Annotated in this window: 19 protein-coding genes; 10 read left to right on the forward strand and 9 right to left on the reverse strand. The window is 34.3% G+C overall.

From position 1 onward, the window contains the following. Positions 1 to 7: 7 nt before the first annotated feature. The 6 genes from O4O04_RS06310 to O4O04_RS06335 all read right to left on the reverse strand — a co-directional run bounded on the left by O4O04_RS06310 (position 8) and on the right by O4O04_RS06335 (position 5579). Complete coding sequence (locus O4O04_RS06310; RefSeq protein WP_272534914.1) at positions 8 to 454, reverse strand: hypothetical protein; 447 nt, start codon at positions 452 to 454, stop codon at positions 8 to 10. A 181-nt stretch (positions 455 to 635) separates the two neighbouring features. Continuing rightward, complete coding sequence (locus tag O4O04_RS06315) at positions 636 to 1766, reverse strand: acyl-CoA dehydrogenase family protein (protein WP_272534916.1); 1131 nt, start codon at positions 1764 to 1766, stop codon at positions 636 to 638. A gap of 186 nt (positions 1767 to 1952) precedes the next feature. Then, complete coding sequence (locus O4O04_RS06320) at positions 1953 to 3989, reverse strand: cAMP/cGMP-dependent 3',5'-cyclic-AMP/GMP phosphodiesterase (protein ID WP_272536032.1); 2037 nt, start codon at positions 3987 to 3989, stop codon at positions 1953 to 1955. Positions 3990 to 4130: 141 nt separating this feature from the next. Beyond that, complete coding sequence (gene trxA, locus O4O04_RS06325) at positions 4131 to 4442, reverse strand: thioredoxin (protein WP_272534917.1); 312 nt, start codon at positions 4440 to 4442, stop codon at positions 4131 to 4133. Positions 4443 to 4489: 47 nt separating this feature from the next. After that, positions 4490 to 5305 (reverse strand): hypothetical protein, encoded by an 816-nt coding sequence (locus tag O4O04_RS06330; protein ID WP_272534918.1) that lies wholly within the window; start codon positions 5303 to 5305, stop codon positions 4490 to 4492. A 79-nt stretch (positions 5306 to 5384) separates the two neighbouring features. Then, a complete protein-coding gene (locus O4O04_RS06335) occupies positions 5385 to 5579 on the reverse strand; it encodes a hypothetical protein (RefSeq protein WP_272534919.1) in 195 nt (64 codons plus the stop codon). Positions 5580 to 5664: 85 nt separating this feature from the next. Here O4O04_RS06335 and O4O04_RS06340 point away from each other — a divergent pair, with 85 nt between their 5' ends. The 10 genes from O4O04_RS06340 to O4O04_RS06385 all read left to right on the forward strand — a co-directional run bounded on the left by O4O04_RS06340 (position 5665) and on the right by O4O04_RS06385 (position 16027). Then, complete coding sequence (locus tag O4O04_RS06340; RefSeq protein ID WP_272534920.1) at positions 5665 to 5916, forward strand: hypothetical protein; 252 nt, start codon at positions 5665 to 5667, stop codon at positions 5914 to 5916. 45 nt (positions 5917 to 5961) lie between these two features. Continuing rightward, a complete protein-coding gene (locus tag O4O04_RS06345; protein WP_272534922.1) occupies positions 5962 to 7644 on the forward strand; it encodes an adenylate/guanylate cyclase domain-containing protein in 1683 nt (560 codons plus the stop codon). Between the two features lie 26 nt (positions 7645 to 7670). Further along, the gene (locus O4O04_RS06350) at positions 7671 to 8414 is read left to right on the forward strand and encodes a hypothetical protein (RefSeq protein WP_272534923.1); all 744 of its coding nucleotides are present in this window, start codon (positions 7671 to 7673) and stop codon (positions 8412 to 8414) included. Beyond that, positions 8411 to 9043 carry a hypothetical protein gene (locus O4O04_RS06355; RefSeq protein WP_272534924.1) on the forward strand — a complete coding sequence of 211 codons (633 nt, stop codon included), beginning with the start codon at positions 8411 to 8413 and terminating at the stop codon, positions 9041 to 9043. Before O4O04_RS06350 ends, O4O04_RS06355 begins: the two co-directional genes overlap by 4 nt. A gap of 300 nt (positions 9044 to 9343) precedes the next feature. Next, positions 9344 to 9778 carry a hypothetical protein gene (locus O4O04_RS06360; RefSeq protein ID WP_272534925.1) on the forward strand — a complete coding sequence of 145 codons (435 nt, stop codon included), beginning with the start codon at positions 9344 to 9346 and terminating at the stop codon, positions 9776 to 9778. A 633-nt stretch (positions 9779 to 10411) separates the two neighbouring features. Further along, a complete protein-coding gene (locus O4O04_RS06365; RefSeq protein WP_272534926.1) occupies positions 10412 to 11029 on the forward strand; it encodes a hypothetical protein in 618 nt (205 codons plus the stop codon). 443 nt (positions 11030 to 11472) lie between these two features. Further along, positions 11473 to 12660: a Kelch repeat-containing protein gene (locus tag O4O04_RS06370; protein WP_272534927.1), complete on the forward strand. Its 1188-nt coding sequence runs from the start codon at positions 11473 to 11475 to the stop codon at positions 12658 to 12660. Between the two features lie 121 nt (positions 12661 to 12781). Beyond that, entirely contained in the window at positions 12782 to 13669 is an 888-nt protein-coding gene (locus tag O4O04_RS06375; protein WP_272534928.1) for a hypothetical protein, read from the forward strand. A 256-nt stretch (positions 13670 to 13925) separates the two neighbouring features. After that, positions 13926 to 15461, forward strand: coding sequence for a methyl-accepting chemotaxis protein (locus O4O04_RS06380; RefSeq protein ID WP_272534929.1), 1536 nt, complete (start codon positions 13926 to 13928; stop codon positions 15459 to 15461). A gap of 2 nt (positions 15462 to 15463) precedes the next feature. Then, positions 15464 to 16027 carry an SCO family protein gene (locus tag O4O04_RS06385; protein ID WP_272534930.1) on the forward strand — a complete coding sequence of 188 codons (564 nt, stop codon included), beginning with the start codon at positions 15464 to 15466 and terminating at the stop codon, positions 16025 to 16027. A gap of 118 nt (positions 16028 to 16145) precedes the next feature. On the opposite strand, the gene O4O04_RS06390 is transcribed toward O4O04_RS06385, so the two are convergent. The 3 genes from O4O04_RS06390 to O4O04_RS06400 form a co-directional block, all read right to left on the reverse strand. Beyond that, positions 16146 to 16550, reverse strand: coding sequence for a DUF4332 domain-containing protein (locus tag O4O04_RS06390; protein ID WP_272534931.1), 405 nt, complete (start codon positions 16548 to 16550; stop codon positions 16146 to 16148). A gap of 36 nt (positions 16551 to 16586) precedes the next feature. Next, the gene (locus O4O04_RS06395; RefSeq protein ID WP_272534932.1) at positions 16587 to 17189 is read right to left on the reverse strand and encodes a DUF937 domain-containing protein; all 603 of its coding nucleotides are present in this window, start codon (positions 17187 to 17189) and stop codon (positions 16587 to 16589) included. Between the two features lie 245 nt (positions 17190 to 17434). After that, positions 17435 to 17899: an AAC(3)-I family aminoglycoside N-acetyltransferase gene (locus tag O4O04_RS06400; protein WP_272534933.1), complete on the reverse strand. Its 465-nt coding sequence runs from the start codon at positions 17897 to 17899 to the stop codon at positions 17435 to 17437. Between the last annotated feature and the right edge of the window lie 44 nt (positions 17900 to 17943).

A 17943-nucleotide genomic window follows, 5' to 3' on the forward strand; every position in this document is an offset into this window, starting at 1 on the left:
ATCGAATTTATTTTCTTTTGTATAGAACTAAGTTTTTTGTTTCTTGAAGTTTATAATAATCAGCTTTTAAATATTTGCCAAAAGCTAAATCAATCTTTGGAAAAATTACTAAATGGTAACTATCATAATTTTGAAACTCTTCTACATTTTTGACAAATGTTATTTCTATGGGGTTGGGAGTAAGGGCAAACTTTGATAAATTATCGTAGAGAATATTTGGGTTTTTATTTTCTGTCAGTAAGACAATTTGAATATGATCTTCAGGTCTGATTGACTTTCGTATATCCAATAATTCTTTAAATATATCATAACTTGAATCAAAGAAATTTAATTCTATCGATTGAAAATATTTTTTATAGTCTTTTGATTCTCCTATAGATTTTTTTACTGGAGTAATCTGTGAGATCATTAAAACAAAAATTGAAATTGTCACTATTTGATTTACAATTTTCATAATTAAACTCCATATTTAAGTTATGATTATTTAGAGTCTTGTAAAAATTAAAGAAAGTAAAAATGTGAATTATAAAAAGTATTAATCGTTCGAGAATTTTGCCAGGTTTTAGCACTACGCTTGTATTTACTATCTACAAGCATAGTTTATCATAAAATTGTAAAAGTCAATTTCTGATATTTTACAGTCCTAAAGACCTGCCGATAATTTCTTTCATAATCTCGGTAGTTCCCGCATAAATAGTTTGGATTCTGGCGTCAAGATATGCCCGAGCAATCGGATACTCCATCATATATCCGTAACCTCCAAAGAATTGAAGACATTCATCAGTATGTCGCTTTTGCATCTCAGTGGCATACCATTTAGCCATAGAAGCTTCTACTGTAATGTTCTCACCTTTCATATGCAAACGAATCGCTTGATCACAGAATACTTGTGCCATTTCCAATTCCGTGGCCATCTCAGCCATTTTGAATTTGGTATTTTGGAATGAGCCGATTTTTTTTCCAAAAGCATGACGTTCTTTTATATACTGAAGTGTGATTTTGTGAACATGTCTTGTCGCGTCGACCGCTGCAACTGCGAGAACTAGTCTTTCTTGAGCAAGTTTCTGCATAAGATAGCGAAAGCCTTGTCCCATCTTACCAATAACATTCTCTTTCGGAACTATTACATCATGAAAATACAATTCCGAAGTATCTTGAGCTTTCAGTCCGATCTTATCAAGATTTCTTCCGCGCTCGAATCCTTTCATACCTTCTTCAATCATAACAAGGGAAATTGTTCCGTTATCATGTTTAACTGCTGTTATTATAAGGTCAGCAAGCTGTCCATTGGAAATAAAAGTCTTGGATCCATTGATTACAAGATGATCGCCTTTATCTACTGCCTGCGTGCGAAGACTCTTGAGGTCAGATCCCGCTCCAGGTTCGGTCATAGCAATTGCAAGTATGCTTTCGCCAGTACAACATTTTGGTAACCAGCGTTTTTTCTGCTCTTCATTTGCATATGTTGCAATATACGGGGCAATTACATCATTGTGTAAGGAAATAAAAAATCCACTGTTCCCCACTCTTGATGATTCTTCGATGATTATAATATTGTAAAGAAAATCTGCGCCTGATCCGCCGTATTCTTCAGGAATATCTGGACAGAGTAGACCGTTCTCTCCAGCTTTGCGCCAAACTGCCTTAGGTACTATATGTGCTTTCTCCCACTCTTCATGGTGAGGTGCGACTTCTGTCTCAAAAAATTTCCGTGTCATCTCACGAAATTGATTATGTTCTTCTGTAAACTCTATGATTCTCTCCATGGAGACTCCTATTTATTGTTATTAACAAAACTATTTGTTTGTTCTATTACGTGACTTTATTTTAATAAGGAAAATTTTGTAAAATGATATTAGTTCGGAATTCCAATCCAAGTCTCATTCCACTTTTTATCAACAATGAATGAATTTAGATATCCGTTCACGTATCAGTTCAGAAAAAATTTCCTATTATTCATACACTGCGTTCATACGCATATAAACACCAGGATTTTTCTTGAGGTATTGCACTAGGTCGTCTTGAGAAAGTATATAAACTTCGCAGTCAGACTTGGTAACAAAAGTATAACTGGATGGCATTTTTTTGGTTAATTTATAGATCTCGCCAACGAAATCACCAACACCCAATTCTCTCACCAACTTACCATTTCTAAAAACATCAATGTTTCCATCTCGAATGATAAAGCCACTGTCAAAAGGTTCGTCTTCACGAATGAGTGCTGAGTGTGCAGGATAATGCTTGGGAAACATGATGAGTTCTAATTGAGTGATCTGATGGCTCGTAACACCACGAAAGTTTTTCGAGGCCATCAAAGTTTTCCAAGAATTCGATTCTCTAACTTCGTTTAGGCGCTCGAGATTTTGTTTAAGGTCTGAGCCCCTAATAAATTGTAAAAATTTGCTTTTTTCTATGGTGAGAGCTACTGTATCCGTTTCTGCGAATACATCTGCTTGTCTCTGTGTATTCAATATCAGTGATGCTTCACCAAAATATTCATAGGTTCCGTATCTTTTGATTGGAGTATCTTTATCTGCGCCCAATCCTTCAAATTTTACATTGCCCGATGCGATGATGTAGAATTTGTCTCCGGGAGTGCCTTTCTTGATGATCTGCTCACCACGTTTGTATTTTTCTTCTTTTACAATCAACAAAAACTCTTTGGCTTTCTCAATTGGATAACCTTGAAAAATATCAATCTGTGAAAGAATATCCAAAAGATTGTAAGCTTCCTGGTAAAAGGGAGGTGTAATCTCTGGATATAGAGTATTCTCAATTCCGAAAGTAGCAAGTGTTAGATGGGAGTCTTTTGGCATATCTTTTTTGGAGATATGGTAGACGGTTATTTTTTTCTGAATCTCAAGGGGAAGGGATGCCAGATAAGAAATCTTAGTATGTAACGGCGGAACTCCCGCTTCATGATAGATGATATTTGGATCCCAAGGAAAGTCCTTTAGGTAACGCCATCTAGATTCAGGTAAGAATCCTTCGGCGTGCATTTTGTCCAAGACATCTGGATCGTTTAAGTGATCGGATGTGTATAGAAATGATTGGTCGTGAAAAAAGAAACGAAATCCTGTAGATGGAATGGAATGCAACGCATAATGGAATTGGAATTCAGCTCCTCCAATCATAGTTGGTTTGCCGATTACGATTGGCATAAAATTAAACAATTCCATCAATTCTTTCTTAGGAATGGATGTTAGGCTTGAGTATTTGCGAAGGAAACTCTCCATTACTGTAGGAGTGGCATAGATAGTAATCTTACCTTCTTCCAAAATCTTCTGAAAGATTCCAGCATCATGATCTGCATGACAATGTGTTAATATTACGATATTGATTAGCTTAGGATTCACATTGGATTCACGAAGCCATTCAGTTGAATTTACAGGTGGATCAACCATTATTCCTTGGTGATTGATCCATAAAATAAATCCAGACGTATTGTCATCTGGATCAAATCCATGTGACGGGCCAAGGCAGGTAATTCCGAGCAATGGTGCTTGGAACGGTTCTTCAAGCCTCTTGCCAATGTCATACTTGATATGGAATCCAACTTCACCCGGGATATTGTATGTTTTGCCTTTGTCGGAAAGATTGAAATCACCACTTTCCAATTTTAAAATATTGACATTTCCAAAATTTACCGCATTGTTCTCGAACAATACAAATTCAACGACATCGTCTAGGCTTTTATAGCTTCTAAAGAATGCCATCTCAGCAACCATGTCTGGATATCCATAAGTCTGCTCACCATCAATATATTCACTAGCAAGATCCACGATTTCTGGACCCATTAGCGATTCTTTAAGAACAGTTGTTAGTTGGAGTTTTTGCTCTGGTGTGCAGATAATATAAGTCTTTTTTTTGCGAAGGAAAAAGTTATAGTAGATAGGAAATTCCAATTCAGCAACTGAAATCCCCTTATCTACATTAAAAAATTTATTAGGTAATACGTAGACCAATGGCGACTTCTTCTCGAAATCCATCGTATCTTTGATGGTTTCTGGAGGAGAACCAAATTGAATATAGCCTTCAGAGGTATCGACTAGGTATCCTCCTCTAGGTAATTCAATGTATTCTTTCTTTTCCGAAGCTACTACCAATGTTCTACCGCCTTAACCTATCTTCTATTTATGATTTTCGATGAACTTTTTGATTTGAGGTTTAGGAAGTGCACCGATCATCTTATCTACTAATTTCCCATCTTTGTAAAGCAGGAGAGTTGGAATAGATTGGATTCCTAATTTCTGTGCAGTTGTCTGATTATCATCAACATTGAGCTTACGGATGGAAATATCTGCCATTTCTCCAGACAACTCATCCAAGACTGGAGCAACCATTCTGCAAGGTCCACACCATTCCGCCCAACAATCCACCAATACCAGTCCTTTCGAGACTTCAACATCGAAGTTTGCGTCATTTACTTCAGCAATAGCCATATAATTCTCCTTTCCTAGTCAATAATTGGACTGTGGACTCTCCCAGTCTATTTTTTCTTTTTTTTCTTTTTCTCTTCATCGGAGGTTTCTAATGACTCAACTTTTTCTTTCAATGACTCAATAATTGTTTTCGTTTTCTCTAAATCATCAGTCTCACCTGTGATTTGGAATATTCGACGATTCAAATCCAATAAAATAATCGATCTTTTTAGATCACCTGTCTCTTGTGTGGATAAGTCGAACTTAGATCTAAATTCTTGAGCTGCTGAGTTGGCAAGTTCTATGATGAGATTAAAGTGTTCGCGCTGTACATAATAATTGGGGTTGTCTAAATCTTTTCCTTTCTCGAAATCTCGAAAGTCAAAAATATTTTTTGCCGCTCCGACCATTCGATAAGAAACTTCGGGCCAACTCCATTTCCATTTACTATTGGTTCCAAATGCATTGATGGTTTTTTTTATGCATTCTTTTAGAGCTTTTATCAAATTGAGTCGCTGGGTGGGAGTGATGCGAGTCATCTTGTCGAGCATTTCCCGATTCTCGTTTAGAGATCCTTCCACTTCGTTACCAATAGCTTGCTCAAGATAGGATATTGCGTTATAGATTTCTTTACGTGCAGTCTCCAAATAATTGACTGCGTTGATTCCTTGAATGGCAACAGAGAGGTCATTAACCAAAAGATTCGTATTGATTGTCTTAATCGTATTGAGAGTCATCGCAATACTATAATAGGGAGACATATCTGGATTTTTTTTGAGTTGGATTTTGTAGACGTTGAGCTCTTTTTTTAGCTCGTCTAAGGCAACCTTGAACTCGGCTACCTTTTCATTGAATTCTTGTTTTTGCTCTTTAGTTAAAGCCATGATACCTTTACAATTATCGGATCAATCTTGGCCAGAATAAAGAAATCGATCATCTATTCCGCAAAAGAGCAAAGAGAGATTAAGCTTTTGTATCTAAATATCTACCTTGGGATTTGGTATTGTCGTAACTTGTATTTGACTCCGAGCTCGAATTCGATTGGGATACAGGCGGGATTGAATCTGGACCTCTATCTTGCACTTGCATCTCAGTTTTCAAATTAGCTTGAGTCGTGAGAGGATGACCTGGGTGAATGTTTTGACTTCCGATTTCCATTAGTATCTCCTTATGGGCTAATTATAGCTCAAAATTAAAGTTGGGCAAGCATTTTTTATAAAAAGAATTGGACTTTTGGATTCAGATGCCCAACCTGATTCTAATGGCTGAAAAACCGCAGGCGACTCCCTATTTCGTTCTCCCTGAGAAGCGAGACCTACTAGACATAATGGAGTCTTACAAATATATGAATTCACATATTATTTCTGATCTATTTGCAGAAGGATTGTGGGATCATGGTGCGGGTTGGGTCCATTTAAATGCTCCAGAATGGGAATGGAGGGTTCGCTTTGCTGATGAGCCTAAGTCACCTTTTCCAGAAGCTTCTCGTTATTAAATCCTTTCATTTCTTTTGATTCAAATAGAATAGGGACACATCCCTATGATAAAAGTTAAATATAACAATGATACATTGATCGAAACGGAAGCTGAAGTTTCTGTTCTTGAGCTCTCCCTTCGAAATAAAATAAATCATCTTCATGCATGCGGTGGAAACGCACGTTGTTCAACGTGTCGTTTTTTGGTTTTAAAGAATCCTGAACATTTATCTAAACCCACTGAAGCAGAATCTAACTTAATACTAGAGCGTGGTTTTGAAGATGGAATTCGATTGGGTTGTCAGGCAAAAGTCCAAGGCGATGTGGAAATTCGGCTCTTAGTTCGAGACAATCTAGACTATGAAGATATAAAACTTCGCAAGCAAAAAACAACTGGAAGGGAAGATAATTTAGCAATTCTATTCAGTGATATAAGAAGCTTTACTACTTTTTCCGAAAACAATCTTCCTTATGATATTATCCATATACTCAATCGATATTTCGAGGTGATGGGACAAATTGTTCTGGATAACGGTGGTTATCTGGATAAATACATTGGAGACGGGTTGATGGCGAATTTTGGTCTAAAACAAAATGACCCAGTTTCTATCTGTTTACGTGCTGTTGATGCAGGTCTCAAAATGATAGACGCTCTAGAAGGCATCAACGAATATGCGAAGTCGCAACTTAATCACGAATTCAAAATTGGGATTGGAATTCACTACGGAAATGTTATCGTGGGAGAGCTAGGCCATCATTCGAATGCAGCTTTTACCTTAATTGGAGATGCCGTAAACCAAGCGAGTCGCGTTGAATCCATGACCAAGAAAGCTGGAGTATCTATTCTAATTAGCCAGCAAGTATACGACCATGTGAATCAATATGTAACGATCGGTAAAAGGTTTATCGCACCACTCAAAGGGAAGACGGGAAAATTTCATTTATACGAAGTTAAAGCTGTTAATCGAGAAGAAGTTCGAAAATATTTGAACCAAGGTGGAAGACTGGAATTGAGAGAGATTCAGTCGATTGGTTCGGAAATTTATTCTATCGCATTTGATAAACCGCCTCAATTCAGTTATAAACCTGGACAATTCATTGATATCTATTTGGATCTCAATTCTAAAACTGAATTAGATTCAAACGTAGAGAATCAGTCACTGGACTTGAGTAAAATGGTGAGTCATAGCTTCTCGATCTCGTCCACACCAGAAGAAAATGAAATCCGAATCATTACTAAAAATACCAATTCAGAATATAAGAAAAAACTACTAAGTATGACAAAAGGCATGTCGGTCTATTCAAGCGAGCCTATGGGAAATCTAGGTTTCTATCCGATGCCGAATATTCAGCATGTTTTTATTGCAGGAGGAATTGGAATTACTCCATTCTACAGTATGATTCGCAATCGATTGGATTTATTTCCGGAGAATGATATATTACTTCTTCAATCCAGTAAAGATTTTGATTCGTTGATTTATTACAAGGAATGGGTGAGACTTGATTCTGAAGATACTGGATTTCGATATTGCCCAACTATAACGAGCGCCGTTCCCAAGGATTGGAATACAAAATACGAAAAAGGCAGATTGAATATGGGCATGATAGCAAGGCAAGTCAATGATATCCATTCAGCAATTTTCTATATAACTGGTAATCCAGTATTTGTGGAAGAAATTGCCGAAGAGTTGAGTCTTTCTGGAGTAAGCCTTGGTAAAATTCAACGAGAAGAATTCTATGGATATTGAAATTCAGTCACCTAGCAGAGAAAGAAATGAAATCTAAGCTATTACTCATTTCCTTTCTCTTGCTGAGCTGTCTTAGTGCTGATAAGCAAGAGCAAACTATCGTACTTCCCGTGAATTCTAAATCTACAAATAATTGGGAAATCGAGCAAAAACATTCCTTTACGAAAAATGGTCTTCAGTATGAAATCTTATACCTCAAGCCATCCGATAAATTGATTTATGGATTATTTCATAATCTTGTAGTGGATAATATCGATTCCGCAGCATATCATCTCTCTAGTAATTATATAATTACAATTGCGATCATAGAAAATTCTACAAAGCAAAATAAGAAGATAGTCAGACAAGATCTATCTGTCAATTATCGTGATGAATCACTATCACCCATTGTTCCATTAGATTATCCTAAATCCATAAAATGCATCAATTGGAAAGGTAATTTAAAGAATGCTTATAACATATCTGTAATTTCAGTTAGTACATTATTAGTGGTCGGATCCATTGTTGCTTGCGCCAAAGAAAATAAATGTAAGGGTCTTGAATATATTGATGATGTTATTTCCCTAGCAACGTCCGGTGAGACGAAACCAGAAAATAGCTTTTCGAATCCGATTTTTACTTCCAAGTTAGAATCCAGTGAAATGGAAATTGGTAAGGAAATTGAAATCGCCTCAAGAGAGAAAAAAGAAATTCTAATTCTTTATAAAAAACCAGCTTTAGATATAGATCCAGAAAAGATTCTAGCTAAAACGAATTGCTTAGTCGATTGAACGGTAGAAAATGGATTCATCTATTCATAGTTGTATCAGTTTTCAATATAGCGAATTGTTGCTTCTCTTTTCGCTTTTCCGAAAAAAGTAGACTAGAAAATTTTGCAAAGGCATATGAATCGAGTGAAAATATTGGTTTAAAGAAAAAATATAAATATTCATTAAATATAGTAAAGGATTCTGAGTTTGGTTTGATTTTGTCCGATTTGAACAACGAATTCAATGAAAAAATCATGTCAGATATTGAAATATGCCTAAGAGATCCCGATCGGTTTAGAGATTTGATTGTTCTAGATATTCATAATCTCAAATATCCAGAGATCAGTAATATTCTAGTAAAGGACGGTTACTGCCGTGTTTATTCCAAATACAATCTAGTAAAAATTGCAAATGGAAACTCTTTTCGATCTAGAATTTTTCCTGAAAATCCAAAAGAAAATTATAGTAAATATATCGAAGGCATAGCGGGATTCTCTGATTTCCGTCTAATCGAGAATACAAGAGTCCTATTCTTTATTGATTCTGAATTCGCAAAAAATGATATCAATGTTACCTTGAAGAATAGCAATGGTGAGGAGTTGAATCTGAAATTTCTAGATTCAACAGACCAATCAGAATACAATTACTAATTGGGATTTTAAAATTTCGATATATTAGACCTGAGAATTTCTCAATGTTAAGGTTTGGAAAAATAGTGATAATTATTATTTTTTTTATTTTTGTAAGTATTAATTGCTTGAAAGCAAATGAAAATTTAAAGAATAATGGATATAATTACTGCTATATTAAAAAATATAGCAGCTGAAATTCTTATCACTTGCAAATAACAGTGAATTATGAATGGAATCTGCGCAGTCTATATAGAATATTTGCGTTGGTAAGAATCAGATTTAGCAGTTCTAGTGAATTTAATAATACTGAAGAATATAATGAAATCAATCGCAATTAATAATACGATTAGGGCATTTTTTATCATTCATATAATTGCGATAATAAATGTTTCTTGCAGTCAGAACATAGCTGTGTCAGGAGATGAATCGTATTCTTATGAAGAGGCAAAAAGTAGGCTGAGACTTGTTGCATTGCTTTTCTCAGAGAATATTGGACAAGAAGCATTTTTTTTTGAATTTCTAGATTTTGATTATCAAATAGAAAATAGATTTTGCCGTGAACCAAGGTATGAGAAGAAAAGTTTTAACAATTGCATCAATAGTCTTATAATTGAGTTAAATTCGATTAGAAAAAGAAATAGCTCAGCCTATACGGCATTGCTTTATTATGAAAATATTTGTGATGTTAAGAAAATGTATTTTTTGGACAATTCAAACACGGAAGGAGAGATTCAGGCATGCGATCTAAAGTAGTATTTATATGATCAATGTCATCCTACCTTTTCAGTAAATGCTAATATGTGGAAAATAATCTTTATATTGAATATATTTTTCTATTTTGACTGTTTGGTAACAGAGGAATACGTTAAGCAAAATAGATATAATGATTGTTATGTAGAGAATTTTAAGGAAGAAAGCTGTTACCATTATAAGGATATCGTAAATTACGAAACATTGCGAAAGGACTATCCAAAAATTCCGTCCAGCAACTCGATATTTAAGGAGCGGTATATGAGAAAGTAAATTATACTTTTGACTTGAAAATGATGAGATTTCCTTTTTATATTTTATTTTTCCTGCTGGGCAGTTGCAAAGTCTTGAGCTTTCTAGATTATACTGATTGTTACGTCGAGACTGCGAATGGAGAGCCTTGCTATCAGAATACAGATTACGTTAAATATAATTCATTAAAGAAAAAATACCCCAAAGCAAATAATGGAATTGGACCGAAATATCAGGATGAAATTAAAGATTGATGACAAAGTTGGAAATTGTCTCCAAGATAGTATAGCATAAATTAATGTATACATTGATTCATTCATTGGATTGCAATATCTTTTAGTGATAGGTTGGTTATAAGATAGCTAGTTTGAAATTATGAAAGAAATGATCAACAAATTTAAGTATTTATTCCAGCTAGTCCCTAGATTAGTTCTATACCTCAGTCTATTATTTCTAATGCATTCTTGTAGTACTTTTGATTCTGCTAAAATAGTACAATACAATTATCAACCTAGTGAATTTGGTTTATTTGAAACAAAGGTTAAAATTCTGGATGACATTGATCATCTTTCACGGGACATGAATGTGAGAGTTACAGACTTTCAGTTTAAAAAGTTTATTGAATGTAATGAAATTTCAAAATCCGAAAATAAAAAAATCATTCAGGTCGATTTTCTTTCTATCAAAGACAATGAAATTCTCTCAATTGAATCTAAGAAAACGAAGTGTGAATTTTTCATAAGATACGATATTGTAGAATTCAAATCAGATGGTAGATTTATTTTTCATAGTCGGTTTCCAAAAAATCCTAAAGAAAAATATTCAATATTTTTTGATGAAAATTTCTCCTTGATGAAGGCGGTAAGAAGTCCAGTGCAAACGAAATATCGGGAATTCAAAAATTACCAAGCGTTCATGCTTTTCGACCAACAGGAAAATGATATCAAAATCAAATTGCACCTTGATACTGGAAAAAGTTTAGAATACTACCTGCAATATTAGTTTTTAGATTTTAAGTCAATTGAGGCAATATCGGTTTTCAGTAGAGCTTAATTCTGAGTTCAAGTAAGGCAGAGTAGAGTATGGAAAATTAAGAATATTGTTGTATTTGAATAGTTAATATAATCTAATGTTATATTGCTTTGCATTGCAATTTGACTTAATGTTGATTTTAATATTTTTTTCGAAAAGATATAAAGATTAGATATTCTTTATGAAAATCTTTTGTTCAAAATATATCGCTAGCTAAATTGATTGCTGCAAATAGTCAATATTTATGATTGACTCTAAATATGAATAGTCTAATCATCACGCATAACATAGAATATTAGCTTTCTTTTTAACGGGAGTAAATGGTAATAGTCCTAGGATTTGATGCAAATATAGAGATTCGATTGTTTGTTAGTCTGTAGTTTTGATTTTTTCCAAAAGGTTGGTAAAAGTAAATGTATAAATTCAATCAGTATGCAATAAGAAATATCTTAGTTTTTATTCTGATCTTCAATACTATAAATTGTGAAAAGGAAGAAAACGATGATTACAGCTTACTTCTTCTATCTCTGATAAATTTAAGTAATGATAGAATTGGATATTTTGATTCAATAGAAATTTTCAATTCTAATTCGCAACTATTTGAAATGAATACTTCTCGATTGTCTGAAGCTAAAATTCAACACAAATCAACGTTGCTCAAAAATGGAAATGTGTTGATTACTGGTGGCTCTAGCGGCGCAAACAGAATTTACTCATCTGCAGATATTTATAATAATTCGACCAATGCTGTGGAAAGATTACCTGATATGCATTTCAGGCGAAACTTACACAGTCAGACTATTTTGAAGGATGGAACTGTGCTGATTGCTGGTGGCTATTGTATTTTTGGAGAGTCGGCATTGGACAAGGCGGAAATATACGATCCCAATTTGAAAGTATTCACTGTGGTTGGGTCTATGAATTACAGTCGGTGCAGTCATGGAGCCAGTTTACTTGCCGATGGAAGAGTTCTAATTGTGGGAGGTTATGATCCGAAAGCTAGAATGGCAAGAAAGGAAATGGAATTGTACGACCCAGCAACTAAATCATTTACTACAATTGGAAATTTAGTGGAAGCTAGAGAGTTTGGGATTAGATTATTGAATACGAATGAAGAAATACCAATTATTTTTGGCGGAAATGACGGAACCGATGACTTAAAAAGTATTGATGTATTAAATTCAATCACATTAGAATTTGAAAAAAAGAATCAACTGACGGTTGCTAGAAATTCACCTAATGTAGTAAAATTTTTAGATGGAAGAATGTTGATTGCTTCTGGCCGAAACGGAACAGCCTTTATTGATACGGCTGAAATCTATGATCCAACAACCAACACTATTTCATTAATAACTTCAAAATTGAATAATGCTGCTATCGATCGGGAGCCAGTAATCCTAAACGATGGCCGAGTTTTGCTAACTGGAGGATTTTGGGGATCTGGTAAAGGTGCTTTGAATAGATCCGAATTCTATGATCCCGTGCAAAACGCTTTTATCGAAGGTCCTCAATTGACAAGATCGCGACATGGCCAGAATGCAACTCTATTAAATGATGGAAATGTGTTAATTACTGGTGGCCGAAATTTAGCAACGCCATAGATAAAATTACATTGATTAATTTATTTTTATACGATTATTTATTCAAACAGTGAATTTTTAAAATATGTTCTTGATATAACTAGTCATTAGATTGTAGTAATAATTTAGGTTATACTTAAATATGCAAATGCTCAAGATCAAAATATTCTTATTAGCTGCAATAAGTCTGCTCTCAGCCTATGCAATCAGTCCGAATGACGTCCATGAATCAGAAAGGTACAGTTCCGAAAGAAACCAACTCATGGATTTGCATGACGGTTATTTTGAGATTAACCCGCAAGACTTTATCGGCAAATACGAAGATTATTTGGCTTTATTCTGGGATGACGTTACCATTAAATTATACTATTCTAATATTTTAGAGAGATATGGATACGTTGAAGAATCTAAGAACGTGTTGAGAAAGATGGAAGAAGAATTGGTATCTAAATCCAATGAGCACTATGGAACTTACCGTACAGTCCTAGGTTATCAGTTGTATTTTGCAAGAAGGCTGAATGACCAAAAAGAGTTTGATCGAGTAAATAAGAAATTAAGTAACTTGAATAACAAATCTTCGGGTTTCTTAAAGGAAAAATATACTTGGGTAAAAATTGATGATATTTTAAAAACTGGAAGATGTCCTTCAAAACAAGAATTCTCTTATTTAAGCGGTGCATTGAAGCGCGATGATGCCAAGATCAAAATTCCTATGCCAACAATTGTTTTCATTCGTTTGCATTTCGATTTATTGATAGATGAGAATTGTATTGACCAAGCTTCATTAATATATAGTAAATTTGAGAAACTATCTCTTAACTCCAAAGGTAAAGAGTTTTACCGTGTATTGTTTGAATTGTTGCAATCTGATATAAGATTGAGAGAAAATATAGATCTTGGAAAGTCACAAGCAATCGATAAAATTTATAATTCAATTGAGAAAAAAGTTCAAACGTCTATTCATGCACCGTGGATTTTGGATGAAATTTCGTATCGAAGAAAGCGCATCACGGAGTTAGAAAATTTATGATCAGATTGGAAATATCAAAACTCTAAATAAAATTAGCTCTAGATAGATTTAGATGTTGTTGAACGATCGTTTTAATTAATGTAAAATTGTAATAATTTTGATATACTTTTATCAAAATCTAATTTAAATAATGTAATAAAATAGAAATATTAGTATATTAGATCAGTTATGGCAAACTGTTCACAAAGCTAAAATAAATTATTTCTTAAAAAATTCTGTCTCGCACAAGCGCTTATTAAAGTCTGGACTTTAGACAATGAAATCCAACGAATCTTCAGAAATTATAAAATCACGCAGACATAAATCCGATAAATTTTTTCTAATTCTTCTCCTACTGCATATACCAATTAGTTTACTCTTTGCTTGGGATCACGGAACCATCTATCAGGTTGGAATCATGAGCTGCGCTTTAGGATTATTGATTGTTATCTCTCATTATATTTTTAAGGGCAAATATATTTTATCCTTTATGAATGGATTGTTTTTGATGAGCTTTTCTGCAATCTTGATCCATGCGCAATTGGGTCGGATAGAAATGCATTTTCATATTTTTGGTGCCTTGGCTTTTCTATTGATATATATGGATTGGAAAATTCTGCCATTTACTGCGGGATTTATTGCTGTCCATCATCTTGCTGGAAATTTGCTTCAATCTCTTGAAATCAAAATCAACGAAATTCCTATTCGTGTATTCAATTATGGTTGTGGATGGGATATTGTCTTTCTCCATGCTGGATTTGTTGTTTTTGAAACTGCTATTTTAATTTATCTGGCTTATGTGATTCGCTCGGAGATTGATAAGCAAATTAATACAAATGATACGCTCATGGAAATGTCAGGGAATATAAAAAGGATCGTTAATCTAGTTCAGACAAATACGATTGATTTCTCGAATAATGCAGATAAGATTGATAAAATTACCGCAGAATTTCGTTCGAGTTTTGCGGATCAATCAACGAATGTAGAAGAAATTTCCGCTGCAACAGAAGAAACGGCTGCATCAACTCAACATATGCTTGTAGGTGCCAATAAACAAATTCAAGAGATAGATCATATTATCCAGCTCAACAACCAGTTGGAGAATCAGAATAATCAATTTGTAGAAAAAATAAATAAAAATCGAAATTTAATCAACGGAGCAGCTTCGAATGTAAAGGAAACTGGTTCGAATTTTGAAATTTTGCTTCGATCAATGCAAACGAGTGTAGAAGATTCAGAAAGTATGAACGAAATTTTGAATTTAATCGGAGACATAGCGGACAAAGTGAATCTACTTTCATTAAATGCATCTATTGAGGCGGCAAGGGCAGGAGATGCTGGTCGTGGATTTGCGGTGGTTGCCCAAGAAGTTGCAAAGCTCGCCGATTCTACAGCCAAGGCTACAAAAGATATTTCCACTATTTCTAATAAAATTTCGAATATTATTCAATCGAACTATAACAAAACAATCGAAATTGATGAGAAGAAAAAAAAATTCCTAATGAGTATTGAAAGTTCCGTTCAGTCTTCGTTGGAAATATCCACAGAGATTGAGAAGACTAAATCTTTGATTTCTAATCAGAACTCAGCTATTGAAAAGTTTTTCAAATTTGCCAATGAAATCCAGGTCTCTTCCAAAGAGCAAGCTCATAGCATGGATGAAATATCCAAATCGATTTTAGATATAAATCTCAAAACACAAGAAAATCTAAGTACAACGTCAACAATCGCTGATTCAATTCAGGAAAGCCGCAAAATATTTGAATTGATTCGAGATGATGTCCAGAATTTAGAAAATGCGTTGAAGTCATAGCTATGAAACTCAAGATCATAGGAGTTATAGTCGGGATAATTAGTATATCTTTATTTTCTATTGTGGATGTTAGTTCAATTTTTGGTGCAAGAGAAGTAAATATAGACTTGGAGAATCACTGGATCGATCAATCAGGGAATACTCTTGATCTTAGAAGTTCAGATCATTGGACGTTAATTTACTCTGGCTTTGTTGGATGTGGTTCAACTTGTCCAGTCGCTATACAGAAGATGTATTCGTTATCTCCAATTTTCAAAAGAGAAAATATCCAATTGGTATTTTTATCAACGGATCCTTTGCTATCTCCGTCTGAACTACAAGATTATCTGGATTCTCAAACGAATGAAAATTATAAAATGACCGGTTATATAGATAAATTTGGCGATCCTGCAAATTCCCTTAGAAAACTAAAATTGTTCTTATACCAAGGAATGAATAGTCACCATTCAGGTGATTTTATATTAACCTCTCCAAATGGATCAGAGGCCTATATTTTGAATGATATCAATGAGGGTAAGATTTTGCCAATCGTGCAAAATTCTCAAAAATTGTCTAAATTACTTTGAAATTTTCAATACAATACAATAAAATAAGCTCTATCTTTTTTCTAATGCGTATTCTAAGAACAGACAAAAGAAATAAGAATAGAGCTCGTTCTAATCAGAACCTTGTTTAAAGGTTTTTTTAGTGAGATACTGCTCTTGGAAGCTTCTTCGCTTGAGCAACCCATCTTTCTACTTTAACAAGTGCAGGTGCTATTCGAACCAATTTTTTCTTTGCATTGGTTGCGAGCATTCCTTCATAAAGATTTTTAGGCACTCTTTTTGAAAGTTCAACGACTGAATCAACGCCTGCTTCTTCAAGAAGATCTGCATATTCTGATCCTACGCCTTTGATTCTGAATAAATCCACATGATTCACCCATTCAAGAATTAATTTCGCACTAATTCCTGAGTCTTTTACAATTTGCTTTCTTCCTTCGGGAGTTCCGCCTTTCTTTAGTAAATCATTTGTTGATCTTACTCCAGCTTTACGTAATGTATCAGCATATTTAGGTCCGATACCTTCTACTTCTTCTAATTTTGCCATTTAGTTGTTTTCCTTATTCTTCTATTCAATAAAAAATTATCTATTCTTTAAAAATGCGCCCAGAAGCTGACCGCCGATTTTTAAAGCATCATCACCGATCTGCCCATCACCATTACTATCAAGTAGGCTTTTGAACATTGAAACTGCGCCTGGAACAGCAGAACCTACTTCATTTTCTTCTTCAGCGAGATTTGCTGCAAGCTCAGTTGGGGATAAATTTTTCTGTGTCATATATTTACCCAAAAGACCAAGAACAATTGGAGCAAGCATAGAAAGGATCTGTGTTGACTTATCTTTATCAATACCAGCCATTGTGCCAATAGTTTCCGCGATTCCAGAACTATTTGATCCGATAAGATGCTTCAAAATTCCTTGTCCTTCTTTAAGATCACTTTTTTCTATATAACCAGCTACGTTTTCTAAAATTGAACCGTCATGGTCTTTTGCTAATGCTTTAGCAAGACTTTCAGCTCCTTTCTCTTCTTGAGAGTTCTTGGACATAGCTTGTATAATCAAAGGTATTGCGATAGTTGCAGCTGTGGTTACTTGGGTTGAATTGAGATCGAGTTTGCTTGACATCTGATCACTGGTTGATCCATTCAGAAGTTCAAGAATTGTAGGTAATAATTGTAGACTCATAGTGGTTGAAATTAATTTTATATTCTAAAATGTCAAAAACTTATTTATTTCGGGTGATAATTTTTGTTTTTAAACTGATTTATTTTAGATTGGTATTGGAGGAAAATTCAAAACTAAATCCAACACGAATTTGTTTTTTAAATTTTGTAATTATTTATTTATAAGGTATTGAATGCTTGAAAGAAAAGTCGGATATTATATGCTTCTGTAAACGAAATATCGATTACAATATTAAACATTTCCATTCATTGATTCTTTTGGTCCACTGCTATGTCAAAATGCAAAACTTCTTCCCGAATTCCTAGGGATTCATATAACTTAATTGCGGGATCGTCGCCGTAGTCCGCTTGAACGTATATCACATAGGCATTTTTATCGCTCGCAATTCTTTTCAATTCTAAAATTAGATTTCTCGCAATCCCTTTTCGACGGTAGAGCTCAGCTACAGCAAGGTCATAGATATATATTTCCTTTTGTTCCATTTCAAATTTTTCAAGAACGTAAGCGACCAAACCGCCAAGAACCTTTCCATTTTCGAGCGCGACCAAGCAAATGAAGTTATCTTTTTTTAGGAGGTTTTCGAGATAAAGTTTATTGGGAGGCGAATGATGGTATCTTTCTGGGTCTTCGAAAGCTTCACCAAAAAGAAAGTTCAGTTCTTGAAGCAAGGCTACATCACCAAAATCCAATGTTTTGTATTCAATAAGCATAATTTTTAATATAGAAATACATTGATCGAAAATAAAATCAAGAT

The organism is Leptospira sp. GIMC2001 (assembly GCF_028462125.1).
GTDB lineage: Bacteria > Spirochaetota > Leptospiria > Leptospirales > Leptospiraceae.

Excerpts from the sequence above, each read along its gene's own strand:
- O4O04_RS06310 (WP_272534914.1), bottom strand. The coding sequence starts at position 454 with ATGAAAATTGTAAATCAAATAGTGACAATTTCAATTTTTGTTTTAATG.
- O4O04_RS06315 (WP_272534916.1), bottom strand. The coding sequence starts at position 1,766 with ATGGAGAGAATCATAGAGTTTACAGAAGAACATAATCAATTTCGTGAG.
- O4O04_RS06320 (WP_272536032.1), bottom strand. The coding sequence starts at position 3,989 with ATGGATTTCGAGAAGAAGTCGCCATTGGTCTACGTATTACCTAATAAA.
- trxA (WP_272534917.1), bottom strand. The coding sequence starts at position 4,442 with ATGGCTATTGCTGAAGTAAATGACGCAAACTTCGATGTTGAAGTCTCG.
- O4O04_RS06330 (WP_272534918.1), bottom strand. The coding sequence starts at position 5,305 with ATGGCTTTAACTAAAGAGCAAAAACAAGAATTCAATGAAAAGGTAGCC.
- O4O04_RS06335 (WP_272534919.1), bottom strand. The coding sequence starts at position 5,579 with ATGGAAATCGGAAGTCAAAACATTCACCCAGGTCATCCTCTCACGACT.
- O4O04_RS06340 (WP_272534920.1), top strand. The coding sequence starts at position 5,665 with ATGCCCAACCTGATTCTAATGGCTGAAAAACCGCAGGCGACTCCCTAT.
- O4O04_RS06345 (WP_272534922.1), top strand. The coding sequence starts at position 5,962 with ATGATAAAAGTTAAATATAACAATGATACATTGATCGAAACGGAAGCT.
- O4O04_RS06350 (WP_272534923.1), top strand. The coding sequence starts at position 7,671 with ATGAAATCTAAGCTATTACTCATTTCCTTTCTCTTGCTGAGCTGTCTT.
- O4O04_RS06360 (WP_272534925.1), top strand. The coding sequence starts at position 9,344 with ATGAAATCAATCGCAATTAATAATACGATTAGGGCATTTTTTATCATT.
- O4O04_RS06365 (WP_272534926.1), top strand. The coding sequence starts at position 10,412 with ATGATCAACAAATTTAAGTATTTATTCCAGCTAGTCCCTAGATTAGTT.
- O4O04_RS06370 (WP_272534927.1), top strand. The coding sequence starts at position 11,473 with ATGTATAAATTCAATCAGTATGCAATAAGAAATATCTTAGTTTTTATT.
- O4O04_RS06375 (WP_272534928.1), top strand. The coding sequence starts at position 12,782 with ATGCAAATGCTCAAGATCAAAATATTCTTATTAGCTGCAATAAGTCTG.
- O4O04_RS06380 (WP_272534929.1), top strand. The coding sequence starts at position 13,926 with ATGAAATCCAACGAATCTTCAGAAATTATAAAATCACGCAGACATAAA.
- O4O04_RS06385 (WP_272534930.1), top strand. The coding sequence starts at position 15,464 with ATGAAACTCAAGATCATAGGAGTTATAGTCGGGATAATTAGTATATCT.
- O4O04_RS06390 (WP_272534931.1), bottom strand. The coding sequence starts at position 16,550 with ATGGCAAAATTAGAAGAAGTAGAAGGTATCGGACCTAAATATGCTGAT.
- O4O04_RS06395 (WP_272534932.1), bottom strand. The coding sequence starts at position 17,189 with ATGAGTCTACAATTATTACCTACAATTCTTGAACTTCTGAATGGATCA.
- O4O04_RS06400 (WP_272534933.1), bottom strand. The coding sequence starts at position 17,899 with ATGCTTATTGAATACAAAACATTGGATTTTGGTGATGTAGCCTTGCTT.